Genomic DNA, 19,603 nt, shown 5'->3' on the forward strand with positions numbered 1-19,603 from the left:
CACTCTAGGCGCGGCCCGGTCACCCGCCGTCGCCGGGAAGGGCCCTCGGGCGGCACTCACTAGAGTGGACCCCATGCGTCACTTCGACCTGTGCGTGATCGGCACCGGCTCCGGCAACACCATCGTCGACGAACGGTTCGCCGACCGCAGGGTCGCCATCATCGACGCCGGTGTCGGCCCGGACCGGCTGTTCGGCGGCACCTGCATCAACCTCGGCTGCATCCCGACCAAGATGTACGTCCACCCGGCCGACCTGGCCGCCCAGGTCGACCACGCCCGGGCCCTCGGCGTCGACCTGCACCTCGACGGGGTGCGCTGGCGCAGCATCCGGGACCGGATCTTCGGCCGCCTCGACCCGATCGCGGCCGGCGGGCGGCAGTGGCGCGCGTCCGGGATGCCGAACGTCGAACTGATCGAGGGCAGGGCCCACTTCACCGGTCCGCGTACGCTCCGGGTGGTCGCCGCGGATGGCGGGGTCCAGGACATCACCGCCGACCAGATCGTGATCGCCGCCGGATCCCGGGTCCGGATGCCCGACGTGCCCGGCACCGACCGGGTGATGCTGCACACCAGCGAGACGGTGATGCGGATCGACGACCTGCCGCGGGAGATGGTGATCCTCGGCGGCGGCTTCGTCGGGATGGAGTTCGCCCACGTCTTCGCGTCCTTCGGGGTCGACGTCACCATCCTCAACCGGTCCGGGGTGCTGCTGCACCGCGAGGACGAGGACGTCGCCCGGCGGGCGACCCAGTTCGTCTCCGAACGCTGCCACGTCAAGCTGCACCAGCACCTGGACTCCTTCGCGCCGCTGCCGGACGGCCGGATCCGGGTCGCTGCGACCGGTCCGAGCGGCCCCCGGGCGTACGACACGGACCTGGTGCTCGTCGCGATCGGCCGGATCCCGAACGGGGACACCCTGGGACTCGAGGCGGCCGGCCTGACCCTCACCGAGGACTGCCGGGTCCCGGTCGACGAGTACCAGCGGACCCCGGTCGACGGCATCTGGGCGCTGGGTGACGTCTCCTCGCGGCACCTTCTCAAGCATGTCGCCAACGCCGAGGCGAGGACGGTGCAGCACAATCTGCTGCACCCCGAGGCACCGGTCGCGACCGACCACCGGTTCGTGCCGCATGCCGTCTTCGGCTCACCGCAGATCGCGGCGGTCGGCCTCACCGAGCAGGATGCGCGGCTGCGCGGCGTCCGCTACATCACCGCCACCCAGGACTACCGTGACGTGGCGTACGGGTGGGCGCTGGAGGACGAGGGCCACTTCTGCAAGCTGTTGGCGGATCCGGCCACCGGCCGGCTGCTCGGCGCGCACATCGTCGGCCCGGAGGCGTCGGTCCTGATCCAGCCGCTGCTGCAGGCGATGAGCTTCGACCTCGACGCCCGTACGCTCGCCCGCGGCCAGTACTGGATCCACCCGGCGCTCGCCGAGGTGGTCGAGAACGCTCTGCTCGCCCTTCCCTGGGAGTGATCACCATGGCCGCTGCCACTGTCTCCACCGGGTCGTCCAGCACCGGGCCGTCCAGCACCGGGCCGTCCAGCACCGGGCCGTCCCGGCCCCGCGGCCACGTACGTCGCGCGCTGCTTCCGGTCGGACTGGCCCTGGCCGTCGGACTGACCGCCTGCTCCGGCCGTCCCGCCGGCCCCGGCGCGACGACCGGTGCCGCCCCGAGCCCCGACGCCACCGCCTCCGCGACCGCCTCGCCGTCGCCGTCCGACGGGGTGCTCGGCGTGCCGAGCGTGGTCCCCGCGGACAGCTGCCGGCGCGCCGTCGACGCGATGACCCCCGCGGAGCAGGCCGGCCAGCTGGTGATGGTCGGCTACGACCTGAAGGGCGACACCCCGGGCGCCGGCGGGAAGCTGATCGCCTCCCAGCACCTCGGCTCGGTGTTGCTGATGAACACCAGCTCCGGTGGGGTGTCCGCGGTTCGTACGGTCACCGACGCGCTGCGCACCGCGGCCGGTTCCGACGGGTCAGGGCTCCTCATCACCGTCGACCAGGAGGGTGGCCAGGTGAAGCGGCTGTCCGGCCCGGGCTTCGCGTCGATGCCGTCCGCCGCCGACCAGGGCGGGATGACGACCCCGGCACTGACCGACTCGGCCCGCCGGTGGGGCAGGGACCTGCACGGGGCCGGCGTCGACATCGACCTCGCCCCGGTGGCCGATGTCGTCCCGCCGGACCTGCAGGCGGTCAATCAGCCGATCGCCCGGTACGGCCGCGGGTTCGGGGCGGACCCCGCGGCGGTGGGGCCCCACGTGGCCGCCTTCGTCAGCGGACTGCGGTCCGGCGGCACCGGCACCGCTGTCAAACATTTCCCCGGGCTGGGTCAGGTCGTCGGCAACACGGACTTCACCACCGACGTCACCGACACCCGGACCACCCGCCACGACCCGCTGCTGCAGCCGTTCGCCGCCGGCATCGACGCCGGCACCGACATGGTGATGGTGTCCACCGCCCGCTACACCCGGATCGACGCTGACCATCCTGCCGTGTGGTCCTCGGTGGTGATCGAGGACATGCTCCGTGGCGACCTCGGCTGGCACGGCGTGGTGGTCTCCGACGACCTCGGTGTGGCGAAGCAGGTCGCGTCCGTGCCGGCGGGGGAGCGGGCCGTGCGCTTCATCGGCGCCGGTGGCGACATCGCGGTCACCGTCGATCCGGCGCTCGCCGACGACATGGCGCAGGCGATCGCCGACCGGGCCGGCTCCGACCCGGCGTTCGCCGCGAAGGTGCGGGCGAGCACGCTGCGGGTCCTCGACCTCAAGGCCGAACGGCAGCGGGCTCACTGCCGACCAGCCTGACAGCGCCGACCGGCGTGACGCTGCCGTCGGGACCGATCAGCCGGAGACGGTGAGCCCGGCGAGCGCCTGCCGGGCCGGTGCCACCAGCTCGGGGGTGGTGTCGGGGATGGAGGCGTAGTAGATGCCCGAGCCGGCCGGCCCGGTGCTGACGATCGCCACGATCATCAGCTCCCCCTTGGTCTTCAGGCCCGCGATGTCGAAGGAGAGCTGCGACTCCACCACCCAGGCGTCGTGGCCGTCGATCGTGGTCGCCTCGTTGCGGACGTCGTGGCGGGTGACCTGTGCGTCGCCGTAGAAGCGGCCGACGACGCAGTCGACGACGATCCGTGATCCGTCCTGCGGGGTGAAGAACCCGTCGCCCGCGAACAGGTCGCCGACCATCACGGTGGCGACCCAGTCATTGCCCGGCCCGTCGTAGTCCGGTTCCACCAGCACCATCTGCTGGTGGGTGTCGCGGGCGAACGGCACCTCGTACTCCGGGACCACCGGCCCGAACGGGTCGGCAAGCTGCGGGAAGGACAATTTGCCGCCGTGCACCCGGCCGTCCGTCGGCTCGGCCTCCGGACTGGGACTGTCGAACGAACTGGGCGGACAGACCTGGGTGGTGGGCTCACCGCCCGGGCCTGCCCCGGGGGCGAGGACACGGCTGAGGCGTACGGCCCCGACGACCACCAGCACCAGCACCAGCACGGTCACGATGGCGGCGGCGGCCAGCCACCAGCCGATCGCGCCGCGGCGCGGGGTCGGCGAGCCGGGGACCGGAGGCGTGCCCGGCGAGGCGGCGGAGCCGTACCCACCCTGCGGGCCGGACGGGCGGTAGGCGCTCGGCGCGCCCTGCTGACCGGCGGCGTACGGTGCACTGCCGTACGGTGCACTACCGTATGGGGCACTGCCGGGCGGGGGACTGCCGGGCGGGGGAGCGAACGGGGCCCGGGACACCGCCGGGGTCCACTGGGTGCCGTCCCAGTACCGGAACAGTCCTGGAGTGCCGGAGGGATCCGGGTACCAACCCGCCTGAGTGCTCACCCGTCGAGTCTAGGGGCGCCGCTGCCGGGATCCGTGTTCTGCGTGTCCGGCGATGATCCCGGTCGAGCTCCGCGTGGGCCCAGCTCGGACAACGGGGCCGCTCGGACACGAGGCCCAACTCAGACGTCGGGGCGCCGCTCGGACACGAGGCGCTGCTCGGGGGCGCTGCTCGGACACGGGCCCAGCTCAGACACAAAGCCACGGCTCTACGTTTCGCCCGGACGAATGTGCGTGTCATTCAGCAACTCTGCATGGGCGAAGTGCGGGAGCGTACGGGGCGTGTGCCGCGTACGCGGCGTGTGCCACGTACGCGGCGTGTGCCACGTACGGGACGTGTGCGGTGTACGGGACGTGTGCCGGAACGGCGACGCGCCGCCGGCCCGGTGGGGTCGGCGGCGCGTCGCGCGGGCGGGAACCGTGGGGCTCAGCCGAAGCGACCGGAGACGTAGTCCTCGGTCTGCTTGTTCGACGGGTTCGAGAAGATCCGCTCGGTGTCGTCGTACTCGATCAGGTGGCCCGGCTTGCCGGTGCCGGCGATGTTGAAGAAGCCGGTCTTGTCGGAGACACGGGCCGCCTGCTGCATGTTGTGCGTCACGATGACGACGGTGTACTGCTCCTTGAGCTCCTCGATCAGGTCCTCGATCGCGAGGGTGGAGATCGGGTCCAGAGCGGAGCACGGCTCGTCCATCAGGATCACCTCGGGCTCGACCGCGATGGTGCGGGCGATGCAGAGGCGCTGCTGCTGGCCACCGGACAGGCCGGAGCCGGGCTTGTCGAGCCGGTCCTTGACCTCGTTCCACAGGTTCGCACCGGTGAGCGAGCGCTCCACGATCTCGTCGGCGCGGGTGGTGCTCAGCCGCCGGCCGTTGATCTTGTAGCCGGCGAGCACGTTGTCACGGATCGACATCGTCGGGAACGGGTTGGGCCGCTGGAACACCATGCCGACCATGCCGCGGACGTTCACCGGATCGACACCGGGGCCGTAGATGTCGTCCTTGTCGAGCAGGATCTCACCCTTGACGTGCGCGCCCGGGATGACTTCGTGCATCCGGTTGATGGTGCGCAGGAAGGTGGTCTTGCCACAGCCCGACGGGCCGATGAAGGCGGTCACCGTACGCGGTTCGATCTCGATGTTCACGTTCTCGACGGCGAGGAAATCACCGTAGTAGACGTTGACGTCCTTGGCCTGGATTCGCTTGGACATTGCTTTCCTTCTGTGTCGTCGGAGCTCAGCGGCCCGAGGTCTTCGGAGCGAACCGGCTGGCGACCAACCGGGCGATGAGGTTGAGCAGCATGACCACGATGATCAGCGCCAGTGCTGCACCCCAGGCACGGTCCGTCGACGGCGCCGGCGCCGCGGGAGCCGTCGGATTCATCAACTGGCGGTAGATGTAGACCGGCAGGGTCATCATCCACCCCTTGAAAAGGTTCCAGTTGACGGCGGTCGCGACGCCCGCGGTGACCAGGATCGGGGCGGTCTCACCGACCACCCGGGCGATCGCCAGAGTGACGCCGGACGCGATGCCGGAGATCGCCGTCGGGATGACGACCTTGAAGATCGTCCGCCACTTGCGGATGCCGAGGGCGTACGACGCCTCGCGCAGCTCGTTCGGCACCACCTTCAGCATCTCCTCGGTGGATCGGACGACGACCGGGATCATCAGCACCGACAACGCGATGGCGGCGCTGATGCCCATGATGTGCTTGCCGCCGGAGACACCGTTGTTGGCCCAGTTGAAGAGGGTCAACATGATGCCGGCGGCGAACAGACCGGCGACGATCGACGGGATGCCCGTCATCACGTCCACCAGGAAGGTGATGGTCCGGGTGAACCAACCGCCACGGCTGTACTCGACCAGCCAGATGGAGGTGAGCAGGCCGATCGGCACCGAGATGACGGTCGCCGCGAGGGTGATCAACAGGGAGCCGACCAGGGCATGCCCGATGCCGCCCATCAGCGGGCCGTGGCCGAGGGCGGCGTTGCGGTCCTGGACGCCGGAGACGCCGGCCATGTCGGAGGTCAGGAAGCCGGGCTTGACCAGGGTCGGCCCGCCGACCGAGATGACGGTCCAGAGGATCGAGACCAGCGGGATCAGGGCCAGGAAGAACGCCAGCCACACGAGGGTGCCCCAGAAGGTGTCCTGGCCGTGCCGGGGGCCCTCCGTGACGTACGCCCAGATGGTGAAGCCGATCAGGAAGAGCACGGCGGCGATGATGGCGAAGCCCGCCCAGGACCAGCCGATGAGGAGCATCGCGACGGCCGAGACGACGATCGAGGCGCCGAGCGCCGCGGGCCGTGCCCAGCGGGGCAGCTGACCGGCGGTGAGCGCATTGGTGGGGCCGGCGGCGCGCTGCGGACGGGGCGTCAGGTTGGGGGACTGGGTGACGGTCGACATCAGTTCGCTCCCGAGAACTCGGAGTAACGGCTCACGATCCACCGGGCGATCATGTTCACCAGGAAGGTGATGACGAACAGGACCAGGCCGGCGGCGATCAGCTCGCTCTGACGGATCCCGAAGGCCTCGGGGAAGTTCAGCGCGATCTCGGCCGGGATGGTGTTGTTGCCGACGCCGATGAGGTTCGGCGTGAGCTCGCCGCGGGAGAGCACCAGGGTGACGGCCATCGTCTCGCCGAGGGCGCGGCCCAGGCCGAGCATGATGGCGGAGACGATGCCGTTGCGGGCGAACGGGAAGACCGCGGTGCGGATCATGTCCCACTTGGTCGCCCCCAGCGCGAGAGCGGCCTCCTGGTGGAGGGCCGGCGTCTGGATGAAGATCTCCCGGCACTGCGAGGTGATGATCGGCAGGATCATCACCGCCAGCACGAGGGAGGCCGTCAGCAGCGTACGTCCGGTGGTCGACGGCTCCCCGAAGACCGGGATGAAGCCCAGGTGGCCGTTCAGCCACTTGTACCCGGGGACGAGGGCGGGACCGAAGACGGTGAAGCCCCAGGCGCCGAAGACGACCGACGGGATGGCGGCCAGCAGGTCGATGACGTAGCCGACGCCCTTCGAGATCCGGGCCGGTGCGTAGTGCGAGATGAAGAGGGCCACGCCGACGGCCACCGGGGTGGAGACGATCAGCGCGATCAGCGAGGCGACCAGCGTGCCGATCACCAGCGGGGCGACGTAGGTCCAGAACGAGGTCCCGGTGGACGTCGCGGACGGCGCCGCCGTCATGGCGGGAACCGATTGGATGACCAGGTAGAGGGTCACCAGCGCGAGGACGACGAAGATGAGGATGCCGGCGCCCAGCGCCAGACCGTTGAAGATCCTGTCGCTCGCACGTCCTGCGGCGCCGCTCCGGGCGAGATTGCCGGGGGCGTCGGGCGGAGTCACAGTGGTCTCGGACAAGGTTTCCTCCTTTGCAGGGTGGGAGTGACGAGCGTGACAGATGGCGAACAGCCGTCGGACGTCAGGTGGCGTCCGACGGCTGCCCTTGGGGTCTAACCGATCATGGCAGAGCCTGAGGAGCTCAGGCGACCTTGATGGTGGCGATGGCCGCGAGGGCCTCCTTCTCGGTGTCGCCACCGATCGGGGCGGAACCGGCGGCGTCGGCGGCGGCCTTCTGGCCCTCGGCCGACAGCACGTACTCACCGAAGGCCTTGACGGCGTCGACGGTCGCCTGGTCCTTGTAGGTGGTGCAGAAGATCTGGTACGAGACCAGAACGACCGGGTAGGTGCCGGCCTCGGTGGAGGTCCGGTCGAGCTTCATGCCCATGTCCTGCGGGGCCTGGCCGCCGACCTTCTTGGCGGTCGAGACGGACTTGGCGGCAGCCTCGGCGGTGTACTTCACGTAGTCGTTGCCGACCTTGACGGCCACGGTGCCCAGGGTGCCGATCGCGGAGGCGTCGGCGTAGGTGATGGCGCCCTCGGTGGAGGTGGTCAGCGAGACGACACCGGTGGTCTGCTGGGCCGACTCCTGGCCGGTCAGCTGCTTCGGCCAGGCCTGGGCCTTGGCGTCGGTCCAGACGGACGGCGCAGCGGCGTGCAGGTAGTCGGTGAAGTTCTCGGTGGTGCCGGAGTCGTCGGCGCGGTGCACGACGGTGATCTTGGTGCTCGGCAGGGTGACACCGGCGTTCTGCGAGGCGATGGCCGGATCGTTCCAGGTGGTGATCTTGCCCGAGAAGACCTTGGCGATGGTGTCGGCGTCCATCTTGATGTTCTCCTTGACCGACGGCAGGTTGTAGGCCACCGCGATCGGGGAGATGTAGGCCGGGACGGCGAAGGCGCCGTCGGTGCCGCAGAGGGCCTTCGACTTCTCCCACTCGTCGGTCTTCAGCGAAGCGTCGGAGCCGGCGAAGGTCACCGAGCCGGCGAGGAACTGGGTGCGGCCGGCGCCCGAGCCGACCGGGTTGTACTGGACGGTCACGCCGGGCTGGACAGCCTTGAAGCCGTCGATCCAAGCGGTCATCGCGGACTCCTGGGTCGACGCGCCCGCGCCGGACAGGGTCCCGGTCAGGTTGCCGGCCTTCGCGGACGGCGAAGCCGCCGGGGTGTTGGAGGAGGAGCAGGCCGACAGGCCGAGGACCAGAGCGGTGGCAGCGGCGACGGAAGCGCCAACACGCGAGATCTTCACGAGGTTCCCTTCGGGACGAGGATGGTCGAGCACGGGGCCGCACTACGTGGTCCCGTGTCGGACGTTAAGGGCGGGCGGTGACGTGACGAGGATTCTTCGGTGAACTCTCGGTGAACAAGCTGTGGGTGACGGTCACGATTTGGTCACGTATCGATACCAGTCACCAGCAGGTTGCCGCGGCCGGCAGGTAACCTGTGCCCGGCCTGTGGGTGCCCGTAGGCCCATGCCGTCCTCAATCCTCCTCGGCTCCCTCGAAGTGGTCGGGGTCCGCTCCACTGGTGCCGTCCGCTGCGACGTACGCCACGACGGCGTCCGCGGTGCCGAACGGCCGATCCGCCACGTCGATGGCCGCCAGCATGAACGGGAGCACCGGCCGATGGCCGCAGACGGCGGTGGGGACCCCTGCGGCGGCGGCCTCGGCGGCGAGCGCACGGGTCCGGTCGCCCGCCTGCTCGGGCGCGGTCTCGGCGGCCTCCTCATCGAGGGAGGCGTGGGTGGTCAGAGTCAGGCCGGTGGCCTGGGCGTACGGGTGCAGGGTGTCCTGGCAGCGTACGGCGCGCGAACTGTGCACCCGGCCGATGCCGAAGGCATTGAGCAGCGGCACCAGGGCGAGGGCCTGCCGCTCCCCGCGGGGGGTGAGCGGTCGACGCCGGTCCGCCCGGCTCCACTTGGCCCGGGAGAGAGCCTTGCCGTGCCGGATCAGGACGAACGGCACCAGCGGCCGGCGCTCGACCGCCTGGCGGACCAGTCGCCGGTCGGAGTCGAAGGTGAGCAGTCCGGCCGCAGCCTCGATGCTCACCCAACGGACGTCGTCGGTCTCGGCGTCGGTGTCCAGACCGCTGTCGGTCACCGGTGTGCCCACCCACCAGTGGACCTCCTTGGGATGCCCGTTGACCGGGTAGGAGGTGGTGTCGAGCCGGGCGCCGAGGCGCACCACCCAGCCGGTCTCCTCCCGGACCTCGCGGACAGCCGTGACCGGCAGCTGCTCGCCGGGGTCCAGGTGACCCTTCGGCAGCGACCAGTCGTCGTAGCGGGGCCGGTGGACGACGAGGACCTCGACGGCGCCGTCGTCGGTGGGCGACGGGCGGAGCACGACGGCGCCGGCGGCAAGCACCGGACTCGGGCTCGGAGTGGTCATGGGCGGTGAGACCTTCTCGAGGTGCGGGGGCGGCTTGGGCGGAACCATCCTAGGGCCGGCCGCCGGAGCCTGCGGTGCCCGGTGACCGGTGCGGCGTCGTCCGCGGTCAGCCGGCCAGGTACATGACGTCGGTGTGGACCGTCCGGAAGCCGTGCGCCCGGTAGAGCCCGACGGCGGTCGCCTGGTCGCCCTCGACGTAGAGCTGCACCCGCCGCCCGCCCCGGTCGGCCATGTGGTGCAGTCCGCTGCGGAGCAGCGCCTTGCCGATGCCACCGCCGTGGACGGTGGGGTCGACGGCGATCACGTACACCTCCCACAGCGCGGCGTCGTGCCGCTTGGTCCAGTGGAAACCGAGCAGCTGCCCGTCACGGTCGGCGACCAGGAGATCCTCGGGGCGATACCACGGCTCGGCCGTCCGGGCGGCGAAGTCGGCGGCGTCCATCGCCCCCTGTTCGGGGTGGTGGGCGAACGCCCGGGCGTTGATGTCGAGCAGCGCGGTCTCGTCGTCGGGCCGGAAGCCGCGGATGCCCACCCCGGTCGGCAGCCGGACCGGCGGCAGCTCGGCCAGCGGGGCCTCCATCACCAGCAGCTCCCGGGACTGTCGCAGGCCGTGGGCCCGGGCGAAGGCCCGCGCACCGGGCAGGTCACCGAAGGCCCAGAGCGCCGCAGTGGCGCCCTCCGGGACGGCCGCCAGAGCGGTCGCCAGCATCGCCGAGCCGAGCGCGGTGAACCGGGCGTCCGGGGCCACCACGAGCTGGATGGTCTCCAGGTCGCCGGTGTGCTGCAGGTTGGCGTACGCCTCCGGACCGGCCGGCCCGTCCAGCAGGACGTGCCGCGCCGTGTGAGCCCCAGGCTCCAGACTCATCCGGGCCGCCTCGTTGAGCGGGTCCTGCCCGTCGATGGCGGCAGCCTCGGCGGCGAGGGCCAGCACGAGGGTCCGTTGGGTGGGGTCCAGATCGTCGAGGAGTGCCGGCTGGTAGCGCATGGGGCCACGGTAATCACCGGCCGGAGGGCGGTCCAGCACTCGACGATCCTGATGTGTGGTGGCCACGAAGAGCATCCGGGTCCTCCTGTCGTCCTCGCGACGGGTGCGGGTGGCCCGGAGCAGTTCCTCTCGCTGCACCGGTTCAGACACATCCGACGACCTCTGCGTTTCGCCCGTGCAGAGGTGTCCGTCATTCGGCACCAACGCACGGGCGAGATGGAGAGCCGAGCGTTTCTGTCTGAGGGAGGCCGCGCGGGGAGGCTCCGCGGCCGACTCGACGTGAGGAGCCGCGTTCGACAGATCGGCGGCCAGGACCGGACCACAGCGGCCCCAGGATCAGTTGCTGCCCTCGGGGACCAGCCGGTAGCCGACGTTGCGGACGGTGCCGATGATGCCCTCGTGCTCGGGACCGAGCTTCGCCCGCAGCCGGCGGACGTGGACGTCGACCGTACGGGTGCCGCCGAAGTAGTCGTAGCCCCAGACGTCGGCCAGCAGCTGTTCGCGGCTGAACACCCGGCCGGGGTGCTGCAGCAGGTACTTGAGCAGCTCGAACTCGGTGTAGGTGAGGTCGAGCGGCTGGCCGTTGACCGCGGCCGCGTAGCTGGCCTCGTCGATGGTCACACTGCCGGCCGCGATCACCTCGTCGCGGCCGACGGGGGAGGTGACCAACCGCAGCCGGGCCTCCAGCTCGGCCGGCCCGGCGCTCGCCAACAGGAAGTCGTCGAACCCCCAGTCGGTGGACAGTGCCGGCAGCCCGCCCTCGGCGGTGACCAACAGGATCGGCGCGTGCTTGCCGCTCGTCCCGATCACCCGGGTCAACGCCCGGGCGGCGGTCAGTGCCGTGGTCGCGTCGACCAGGATCACGTCCGGCAGCTGGGCGTGCAGCAGGACGGCGGCGTCGAGTGGAGCCACGGTGACCTGGTGAGGGAGCAGCGCAAGAGAGGGCAGCACGCTCTCCGTGTCGCTGCGCGTGGTCATCAGCAGTAGTTGCACCGCGTTCACCTCCCGGGAGAAAAGTACCGCTCCGACGTCGCACCGCGAGGCCGGATCGGCGTGTCCCGAGGTGAATGTGGCCTGTGGATCGGCCTGAACACAGGGATCGACCCAGGCGGCGGCATCTCACCGCAACAGGCTTGTTACCCGCTCGGAACATCGGGTCCGCCCCGCTCGGTACATCAGCTCCTCCGCTCGGGACGTCGCGTCTGCTCGGGACGTCGCGTCTGCTCAGGACATCGCGTCTGCTCGGGACATCGCGGCGGGCGGTCGCGGGCGGTCGCGGGCGGGTCGGCCGCCGCGGTGGCGTCATCGACCGCATGGCAGCATGGCGGTATGGCGACAGTGATCATCCGCTACTGGGCCGGGGCCCGGGACGCCGCCGGCGTCGAGTCGGAGGAGTTCGAGGCGGCGACCGTCGCGGACGCGCTCCGGCAGGCCGAGGAACGCCGGGGCGCCGATCCCGAGTTCCGCCGGGTGATCGGGCTGTGTTCCTTCCTGCTCGACGGGGCGCGGCTGGGCGCCGAGGGGCGTACGCGTCCGCTCACCGGCGGGGTGGAACTGGAGGCGCTGCCGCCGTTCGCCGGCGGCTGACCGCCTCAGCGCAGTGGCGCCAGCGGTGGTTGGTCCAGCACCAGGGTGACCGGACCGTCGTTGACCAGCGACACCTGCATCATCGCGCCGAACTCGCCGGTCGCCACCCGCGCCCCCAGTTCCCGCAGGGCGGCGACGAAGGTGTCCACCAGGGGCTCGCTGACCGGACGGGGCGCCGCGGCGCTCCAGCCGGGACGCCGCCCCTTGCGGGTGTCGGCGTAGAGGGTGAACTGCGAGACGACCAGGATCGGGGCACCCACCTCGGCGCAGGAGCGTTCGTCGGCCAGGATCCGCAGCTGCCAGATCCGTTCGGCCAGCCGTCGGGCGTACGCCTCGGTGTCGTCATGGGTGACGCCGAGCAGGACCAGCAGGCCCGGGCCGTCGATCGCACCGACCGTACGCCCCTCCACCGTCACCGACGCCTGACCGACCCGCTGGACCACCGCTCGCACAGCGAGCAGCCTAGGCCGTCGGAGGCCGGGGGTCTGGTGGGCGCCCGTAGACTGGCGCGGTGGCGACCTTCTACTCGGCACTCCTGATCGGGATGTGCACGCTCGTGGGCCTGCTGGCCCTCTACGGGATCGTCCGCCTGATCACGCACCGACAAGGACGGAACTGACATGTTCGAGATTCGCCCGGACCTCGCCCCCGCATTGATGCCGATCGCCTGGATGATCGGCCGCTGGGAGGGCACCGGCAAGGGCCAGTGGCCCGGAGAGGGCGAGTTCGAGTACGGCCAGGTGGTCGAGTTCACCGAGAACGGCGGCGACTACCTGCACTACCTCTCCCAGACCTTCGTCGCCGACGCGGACGGTCGTCCGGTGGCCCCGCTGTCGATGGAGACCGGCTTCTGGCGGCCGCAGGCCGACCGGTCGCTGGAGGTGGTGATGTGCCACCCCGAGGGCTGGTCCGAGGTGTGGTTCGGCACGGTCGAGGGGGCGAAGATCGAGCTGGTCACCGATGCGGTGGCCCGTACGGTGACCGCCCCTGGCTACACCGGTGGGCAGCGGCTGTACGGCCAGGTCGAGGGCGACCTGCTGTGGACCTTCGACCGCTCGACCACCGAGCACGAACTCCAGCCGTACATGTGGGCCCGGCTCAAGCGCACCGCGGTCTGAGGGGCACCGATGGGACTCGTACGCGCCGAGACAGGCGTCGACGCCGGCGCCGTGGTGCACTGCGGCGACCCGGCCCGCGAGCAGCGCGACCTCGATGCCGGGGCCGGCTGGGTCGACCTCTCCCACCGCGGGGTGTTCACCGTCGCCGGACCGGACCGGCTGAGCTGGCTGCACGCGATGACCACCCAGCACCTCGTCACGCTGGCGCCGCACCAGGGCACCACCGCACTGCTGCTCGATGCGCAGGGCCACATCGACCACGCCCTGTTCCTCGTCGACGACGGGGAGGTGCTGTGGGGCCACACCGAGCCGGGTCGGGTCGGCGATCTGGTCGGCTTCCTGGACCGGATGCGGTTCCTCAGCCGGGTCGAGGTCACCGACCGATCCGCCGAGGTGGCGGTGGTCTGGACCGTGGAGGACCCCGCCGGGTTCCCGACCCCGCTGGTCACCCGCCGTGCCGACGACAGCCTGGGCGGCACCGACCTGTTCCTGCCCCGGACGGCGCTGACCGCGCTCGACGACCGGCCGCGCCGGGCCGGCCTGTGGGCGTACGAGGCTCGGCGGATCGCCGCCGGCGTGGCCCGGATCGGCCTGGACACCGACGCGCGCACCATCCCCAACGAGATCGGTGTGCTCGGCGGGGCGGTGCACATGGACAAGGGCTGCTACACCGGCCAGGAGACCGTCGCCCGGGTCTGGAACCTCGGCCGGCCGCCGCGCCGGCTGGTCCGGCTCCAGCTGGACGGCTCGGCGGACCGGCTGCCCGGCCATGGCGAGGAGATCGCGCTGCGCGACGCACCGGAGCGTCCGATCGGCGTCATCGGGTCGTCGGCCCGGCATCACGAGCAGGGCCCGATCGCGCTGGCCCTGGTGAAGCGTACGGTCCCGGTGGACGCGCCGCTGGTCGTCGGGGACGTCGCCGCCGGCCAGGAGGTGCTCGTCGATCCCGAGGTCGGCCTGCACGTCCGGCCCGGCCGGAGCTGAGCGGTCCCCGCGTGATCTCACCGTGCTCGGTACCAGGAGTGTTGCAGCGCACACCCGGTGCTTTCCGGGCCGGCGGGTCGCGCCTACAGTGACGTCCATGACGTCCTTGGACTGGTGCTCGGTCGATGCGGTCCTGTTCGACCTGGACGGGGTGATCACGCCGACCGCCGCGGTGCATCGGCGGGCGTGGGCCGAGCTCTTCGAAGACGTCCTCACCGCCGACAGCGGCGTCGCGCCCTGGAGCGATGCCGACTACTACGCGTACGTCGACGGCCGGCAGCGCTACGACGGGGTGCGCGCCGTGCTCGCCTCCCGCGGCCTCACCCTGCCCGAGGGGGAGCCTGACGATCCGCCGGGTGCCCGTACGATCCACGGGCTCGGCAATCGGAAGAACGACGCCTTCCTGGCCGTGTTGCGCCGCGACGGCATCGCCGGCTACCCGGGCTCGCTGCGGTTGCTCGACTGGCTGGAGCGCCGCGGCATCGCCACCGCACTGGTCTCCTCGTCCCGCAACGCCGCCGCCGTGCTGGAGGCCGCCGGCCTCGTCGGCCGGTTCCGGGTGGTCGTCGACGGCGTCGTCGCCGCCGAGGAACGACTGGCGGGCAAGCCGGCCCCCGACACCTACCGCTACGCCGCCCGGCTGCTCGGGGTGGCGGATGACCGGGCCGTCGTCGTCGAGGACGCCGTCTCCGGAGTCGCCGCCGGACACGCCGGCGGGTTCGCCGTCGTCGTCGGGGTGGACCGCGGAGTCGGCGCGGCGGCGCTGCGCGAAGCCGGCGCGGACGTCGTCGTCCCCGACCTGTCCGATCTCGTCCCCACCGCCGACCCGGCCACCCCGGCCCCCTGATCCATCCCCTCGCGAGGACACGATGCGCTCACCGCAGGATTCCCACACCCCGCCGGACCCGGTCGACCCGTTGGACCGCACCCGGTTCCCCGTCGACACCTGGCGTCTGGTGGAGTCCTCCCCGAACCGGGCCGACCTGGGCAGCACCGAGACGCTGTTCGCCGTCGGCAACGGCTACCTCGGGATGCGCGGCAACCCGGAGGAGGGCCGGGAGAGCTTCGCCCACGGCACCTTCGTCAACGGCTTCCACGAGACCTGGCCGATCCGGCACGCCGAGGAGGCGTACGGCTTCGCCCGGGTCGGCCAGACGATCATCAACGCCCCGGACACCAAGGTGCTGAAGCTCTACGTCGACGACGAACCGATCAACATCCCGGTGGCCGACCTGGAGGAGTACGAGCGCAGCGTCGACTTCCGCGACGGGGTGCTGCGCCGTCACCTGGTGTGGCGTACGCCGGCCGGCAAGACCGTCCGCATCGACACCACCCGGATGGTGTCGATGACCGAGCGCCACCTCGCGGTGATGACGATGGAGATCACCCTGCTCGACTCCGACGCGCCGGTGGTGATCTCCTCCCAGATCCTCAACCGCCAGGACGGCGAGGACGAGTACCACGTCCGCTCCGCCGCCCAGGGGCTGGATCCGCGGCGCACCGACGGCCTCGACCGGCGGGTGCTGGAACCACAGATGAACTGGACCAAGGGGCTGCGGGCGATGCTCGGCTTCCGCGCCGCCGAGTCCGGGATGACGCTCACCGTCGGCATCGACCACATGATCGAGACGCAGAACGACAGCGAGTCCCTGATCATGTCCGAGGACGACGTGGCCAAGGTGATCTTCCGGGTCCGGGCCGAGCGCGGCAAGCCGATCCGGCTGGTCAAGTACGCCGCCTACCACACCTCCCGGACGGTGCCGGTGCGCGAGCTGATCGACCGGGTCCGGCGCACCTTGGATCGGGCGATGACCACCGGGGTCGACGAGTACCGGACGGCGCAGCGCGACTGGTACGACGGGTTCTGGGCCGACGCCGACGTGGTGGTCGGCGCGGACGACGCGGTCCAGCAGGCGATCCGGTGGAACCTCTTCCAGCTCGCCCAGGCGTCCGCGCTGTCCCAGACCTACGGGATCGCGGCGAAAGGCGTCACCGGATCGGGCTACTCCGGTCACTACTTCTGGGACGCCGAGATCTACGTCCTGCCGTTCCTGATCTACACGATGCCCGAGGTGGCCCGCAGCGCCCTGCGGTTCCGCTACCTGATGCTCGACCACGCCCGCCGGCGGGCCGGGGAGATGTCGACCCGCGGGGCGCTCTTCCCGTGGCGGACCATCAACGGCGAGGAGGCCTCGGCGTTCTACGCGGCCGGCACCGCGCAGTACCACATCGACGCCGACATCGCGTACGCCCTCAACCGCTATGTGGAGGCCACCGGCGACGTCGACTTCCTGCTGCGGGAGGGCATCGACGTCCTCGTCGAGACCGCCCGGATGTGGGCCGACCTCGGGTTCTGGACCGACAACGGCAACGAGGTCTTCCACATCCATGCGGTGACCGGTCCGGACGAGTACACCACCGTGGTCAACGACAACCTGTTCACCAACGTGATGGCCCGGCACAATCTGTGGCTGGCCGGAGACGCCGTCGCCACCCTGGCGACCGCCTGGCCGGAGGCGTACGAGCGGATGGTCGCCCGGCTCGGCCTGCGGGAGGACGAGCCGGAGGAGTGGCAGCGCTGCGCCGACCACCTGGCCATCCCGTTCGACGAGCACATCGGCGTGCATCCTCAGGACGCCCATTTCCTGGACCGTGAGGTCTGGGACCTCGACGCGACGCCGTCCGACCGATTCCCGTTGATGCTGCACTACCACCCGCTGGTGCTCTACCGCTTCCAGGTGCTCAAGCAGGCCGACGTGGTGCTGGCGATGCTGCTCCAGGGCGACCAGTTCACGTTGGAGCAGAAGCGGGCCGACTTCGAGTACTACGACCCGATCACCACCGGCGACTCGACCCTGTCGAGCGTCATCCAGACCATCATCGCCGCCGAGGTGGGCTATCAGGAGCTGGCGCTGCGGTACTTCTTCGCCGGTCTGTTCGTCGATCTGGCCGACCGGCACGGCAACACCGCCGACGGGGTGCACGTGGCCTCCACCGGCGGGGTGTGGCTGGCGCTCATCGCCGGCTTCGCCGGGATGCGCGACCAGCACGGCGAACTGTCCTTCGACCCGCGGCTGCCGGCCCAGTGGGACGCGATGCGGTTCCGGCTGCGCCGCCGCGGCGGGGCGATCGCGGTCGAGCTGGGCCGCGACGCGCTCACCGTCACGCTGGTCGACGGGACGTACGAGACCTTCCTGGTGCGCGACGTGCGCTACGAGGTCTGCCCGGAATGCCCGAGCGTCCGGGTGCCACTGGCCGACCAGGGACCGGTGGTGCCCGGCCCGGTGCCGCCGCAGACGGTGATCGGCGTCCGCCGCGACGGCAGCCGGATCACCGCTGGCGTCCCCGGCACCTTCCCGGGCTCGCTCCCCCGACCGGTCGGCCAGTAGCGGCGGGCGTCAGTTCTTGGCCCGGCGGGCCGCCTTGACCCGCTCGCTGTGGTCGAGGATCGTCTTGCGGATCCGGACCGCATCGGGGGTGATCTCGAGGCACTCGTCGGCCCGGCAGAACTCCAGCGACTGCTCCAGGCTCATCACCCGCGGCGGGACCAGCCGCTCCAGCTCTTCACCGGTGGAGGACCGTACGTTCGTGACGTGCTTCTCCTTGGTGGGGTTGACGTCCATGTCGTCGGGGCGGGAGTTCTCGCCGACGACCATGCCTTCGTAGACCTCGTCGCCCGGCTTGATGAACAGCGTGCCGCGCTCCTGCAGGTTGAACAGGGCGTACGAGGACACCGTGCCGAGCCGGTCGGCGACCATCGAGCCGCTGGGGCGGGTGCGCAGTTCGCCGACCCAGGGCGTGTAGCCCTCGAACACGTGGTTCATCAGGCCGGTGCCGCGGGTCTCGGTGAGGAACTCGGTGCGGAAGCCGATCAGGCCGCGGGACGGCACGATGTACTCCACCCGCACCCAGCCCGAGCCATGGTTGGTCATCGTCCGCAGCTGGCCCTTGCGGGTGCCGAGCATCTGGGTGACCGCCCCGACGTACTCCTCGGGGACGTCGACGGTGAGGAACTCGGTCGGCTCGTGCAGCTTGCCGTCGATCTGGCGGGTGACCACCTCGGGCTTGCCGACGGTCAGCTCGAACGACTCACGGCGCATCTGCTCGACCAGCACGGCGAGCTGTAGCTCACCACGGCCTTGCACCTCCCAGGTGTCGGGGCGCTCGGTCGGGTTGACCCGGATCGACACGTTGCCGATCAGCTCGCGCTCCAGGCGGGCCTTGAGCAGCCGGGCGGTGAGGTTCTTGCCGGACTTGCCGGACAGCGGCGAGGTGTTGATGCCGATGGTCATCGAGATCGACGGTTCGTCGACGGTGATCAGCGGCAGCGGCTGTGGGTTCTCCGGGTCGGAGAGGGTCTCACCGATGGTGATCTCCGGGATGCCGGCGATCGCCACGATGTCGCCCGGGCCGGCGGTCTCGGCGGGGACCCGTTCCAGCGCCGAGGTCATCAGCAGCTCGACGAGCTTGACGTTCTCGATGCTGCCGTCGCGCTTGCACCAGGCCACTGTCTGGCCCTTGCGCAGCTCGCCCTGCTTGACCCGGCAGAGCGCCAGTCGGCCCAGGTAGGGGGAGGCGTCGAGGTTGGTGACGTGCGCCTGCAAGATCGCGCCCTCCTCGTACCGGGGGGCGGGGATGGTGTCGAGGATGGTCTCGAACAGCGGCTGCAGGTCCTCGTGGTCGGGCATCCCGCCGTCGGCCGGCTTCTCCAGCGAGGCGCGGCCGGCCTTCGCCGAGGCGTACACCACCGGGAAGTCCAGCACCGAGCCGTCGGAGTCCTCCGGCAGCAGGTCCATGAAGAGGTCGTACGTCTCCTCGAGCACTTCGTCGATCCGGGCGTCCGGACGGTCGACCTTGTTGACCACGACGATCAGCGGGAGGTGCTTCGCCAGCGCCTTGCGCAGGACAAAACGGGTCTGCGGCAGCGGCCCTTCGGAGGCGTCGACCAGCAGGACGACCCCGTCCACCATCTCCAGGCCGCGTTCGACCTCACCGCCGAAGTCGGCGTGGCCGGGGGTGTCGATGATGTTGATGGTGACGTCCTCGCCGCGGATCACGTGCTTGACCGCGGTGTTCTTGGCGAGGATGGTGATGCCCTTCTCCCGCTCCAGGTCCATCGAGTCCATCACCCGGTTGTTGACGTCCTGACCTTCCCGGAAGGCGCCGGACTGCCACAGCATGGCGTCGACGAGGGTGGTCTTGCCGTGGTCGACGTGGGCGACGATGGCGATGTTGCGCAGATCGGAGCGCTGGGGCATATGCGTGACTTCCCGATGTTTGAGAGCAGAGTCACGCTGATGCTAGTTCCCGCAGGCGGCACGACGTGAATCACGGTGGCACCTCAGGGCGTAAGGGCGTGCGGACGGCCCTAGGCTCGGTT

The 19,603-nt window shown here is 70.7% G+C and carries 17 protein-coding genes; 7 read left to right on the plus strand and 10 right to left on the minus strand.

What is annotated here, in order from left to right:
* Window positions 1-73 precede the first annotated feature (73 nt).
* Together R0146_RS08285 and R0146_RS08290 are read left to right on the plus strand one after the other, a co-directional pair.
* Window positions 74-1,477, plus strand: coding sequence for a mycothione reductase (locus tag R0146_RS08285; protein WP_317688603.1), 1,404 nt, complete (start codon window positions 74-76; stop codon window positions 1,475-1,477).
* 5 nt (window positions 1,478-1,482) lie between these two features.
* Window positions 1,483-2,808 (plus strand): glycoside hydrolase family 3 N-terminal domain-containing protein, encoded by a 1,326-nt coding sequence (locus tag R0146_RS08290; protein WP_317688605.1) that lies wholly within the window; start codon window positions 1,483-1,485, stop codon window positions 2,806-2,808.
* A gap of 36 nt (window positions 2,809-2,844) precedes the next feature.
* On the opposite strand, the gene R0146_RS08295 is transcribed toward R0146_RS08290, so the two are convergent.
* The 8 genes from R0146_RS08295 to R0146_RS08330 form a co-directional block, all read right to left on the minus strand.
* Entirely contained in the window at window positions 2,845-3,834 is a 990-nt protein-coding gene (locus R0146_RS08295) for a DUF2510 domain-containing protein (RefSeq protein WP_317688607.1), read from the minus strand.
* Between the two features lie 424 nt (window positions 3,835-4,258).
* A complete protein-coding gene (gene pstB, locus R0146_RS08300) occupies window positions 4,259-5,038 on the minus strand; it encodes a phosphate ABC transporter ATP-binding protein PstB (protein WP_317688610.1) in 780 nt (259 codons plus the stop codon).
* 25 nt (window positions 5,039-5,063) lie between these two features.
* On the minus strand, window positions 5,064-6,230 hold the full coding sequence (gene pstA / locus R0146_RS08305; RefSeq protein ID WP_317688612.1) for a phosphate ABC transporter permease PstA: 1,167 nt from the start codon (window positions 6,228-6,230) through the stop codon (window positions 5,064-5,066).
* Entirely contained in the window at window positions 6,230-7,186 is a 957-nt protein-coding gene (gene pstC, locus R0146_RS08310) for a phosphate ABC transporter permease subunit PstC (protein ID WP_317688614.1), read from the minus strand. Before pstC ends, pstA begins: the two co-directional genes overlap by 1 nt.
* Window positions 7,187-7,307: 121 nt before the next feature.
* Window positions 7,308-8,411 (minus strand): phosphate ABC transporter substrate-binding protein PstS, encoded by a 1,104-nt coding sequence (gene pstS, locus R0146_RS08315; RefSeq protein WP_317688617.1) that lies wholly within the window; start codon window positions 8,409-8,411, stop codon window positions 7,308-7,310.
* 232 nt (window positions 8,412-8,643) lie between these two features.
* Window positions 8,644-9,549, minus strand: a complete 906-nt coding sequence (locus R0146_RS08320; RefSeq protein WP_317688619.1) for an NUDIX hydrolase — start codon at window positions 9,547-9,549, stop codon at window positions 8,644-8,646.
* 106 nt (window positions 9,550-9,655) lie between these two features.
* Window positions 9,656-10,684 carry a mycothiol synthase gene (gene mshD, locus R0146_RS08325; protein ID WP_317688621.1) on the minus strand — a complete coding sequence of 343 codons (1,029 nt, stop codon included), beginning with the start codon at window positions 10,682-10,684 and terminating at the stop codon, window positions 9,656-9,658.
* Between the two features lie 186 nt (window positions 10,685-10,870).
* Complete coding sequence (locus R0146_RS08330; RefSeq protein WP_317688622.1) at window positions 10,871-11,512, minus strand: winged helix-turn-helix domain-containing protein; 642 nt, start codon at window positions 11,510-11,512, stop codon at window positions 10,871-10,873.
* A 351-nt stretch (window positions 11,513-11,863) separates the two neighbouring features.
* Between R0146_RS08330 and R0146_RS08335 the strand changes: the two genes are divergently transcribed.
* Window positions 11,864-12,121, plus strand: a complete 258-nt coding sequence (locus R0146_RS08335; RefSeq protein ID WP_317688624.1) for a MoaD/ThiS family protein — start codon at window positions 11,864-11,866, stop codon at window positions 12,119-12,121.
* A gap of 5 nt (window positions 12,122-12,126) precedes the next feature.
* Here the strand turns inward: R0146_RS08335 and dtd are convergent, their stop codons facing one another.
* A complete protein-coding gene (gene dtd / locus R0146_RS08340; RefSeq protein WP_317688626.1) occupies window positions 12,127-12,573 on the minus strand; it encodes a D-aminoacyl-tRNA deacylase in 447 nt (148 codons plus the stop codon).
* Between the two features lie 168 nt (window positions 12,574-12,741).
* Between dtd and R0146_RS08345 the strand changes: the two genes are divergently transcribed.
* The 4 genes from R0146_RS08345 (at window position 12,742) to R0146_RS08360 (ending at window position 17,612) form a co-directional block, all read left to right on the plus strand.
* Window positions 12,742-13,239 (plus strand): heme-binding beta-barrel domain-containing protein, encoded by a 498-nt coding sequence (locus R0146_RS08345; protein ID WP_317688629.1) that lies wholly within the window; start codon window positions 12,742-12,744, stop codon window positions 13,237-13,239.
* A 9-nt stretch (window positions 13,240-13,248) separates the two neighbouring features.
* Complete coding sequence (locus R0146_RS08350; protein ID WP_317688631.1) at window positions 13,249-14,223, plus strand: CAF17-like 4Fe-4S cluster assembly/insertion protein YgfZ; 975 nt, start codon at window positions 13,249-13,251, stop codon at window positions 14,221-14,223.
* Between the two features lie 97 nt (window positions 14,224-14,320).
* The gene (locus tag R0146_RS08355; RefSeq protein WP_317688633.1) at window positions 14,321-15,070 is read left to right on the plus strand and encodes an HAD family hydrolase; all 750 of its coding nucleotides are present in this window, start codon (window positions 14,321-14,323) and stop codon (window positions 15,068-15,070) included.
* Between the two features lie 22 nt (window positions 15,071-15,092).
* The gene (locus tag R0146_RS08360) at window positions 15,093-17,612 is read left to right on the plus strand and encodes a glycoside hydrolase family 65 protein (RefSeq protein WP_317688635.1); all 2,520 of its coding nucleotides are present in this window, start codon (window positions 15,093-15,095) and stop codon (window positions 17,610-17,612) included.
* 9 nt (window positions 17,613-17,621) lie between these two features.
* Here R0146_RS08360 and typA read toward each other — a convergent pair whose 3' ends face one another.
* Window positions 17,622-19,481 (minus strand): translational GTPase TypA, encoded by a 1,860-nt coding sequence (gene typA, locus R0146_RS08365; RefSeq protein WP_317688636.1) that lies wholly within the window; start codon window positions 19,479-19,481, stop codon window positions 17,622-17,624.
* Window positions 19,482-19,603: the final 122 nt, after the last annotated feature.

Source organism: Raineyella sp. LH-20 (genome assembly GCF_033110965.1).
Taxonomy (GTDB): Bacteria; Actinomycetota; Actinomycetes; order Propionibacteriales; family Propionibacteriaceae; genus Raineyella.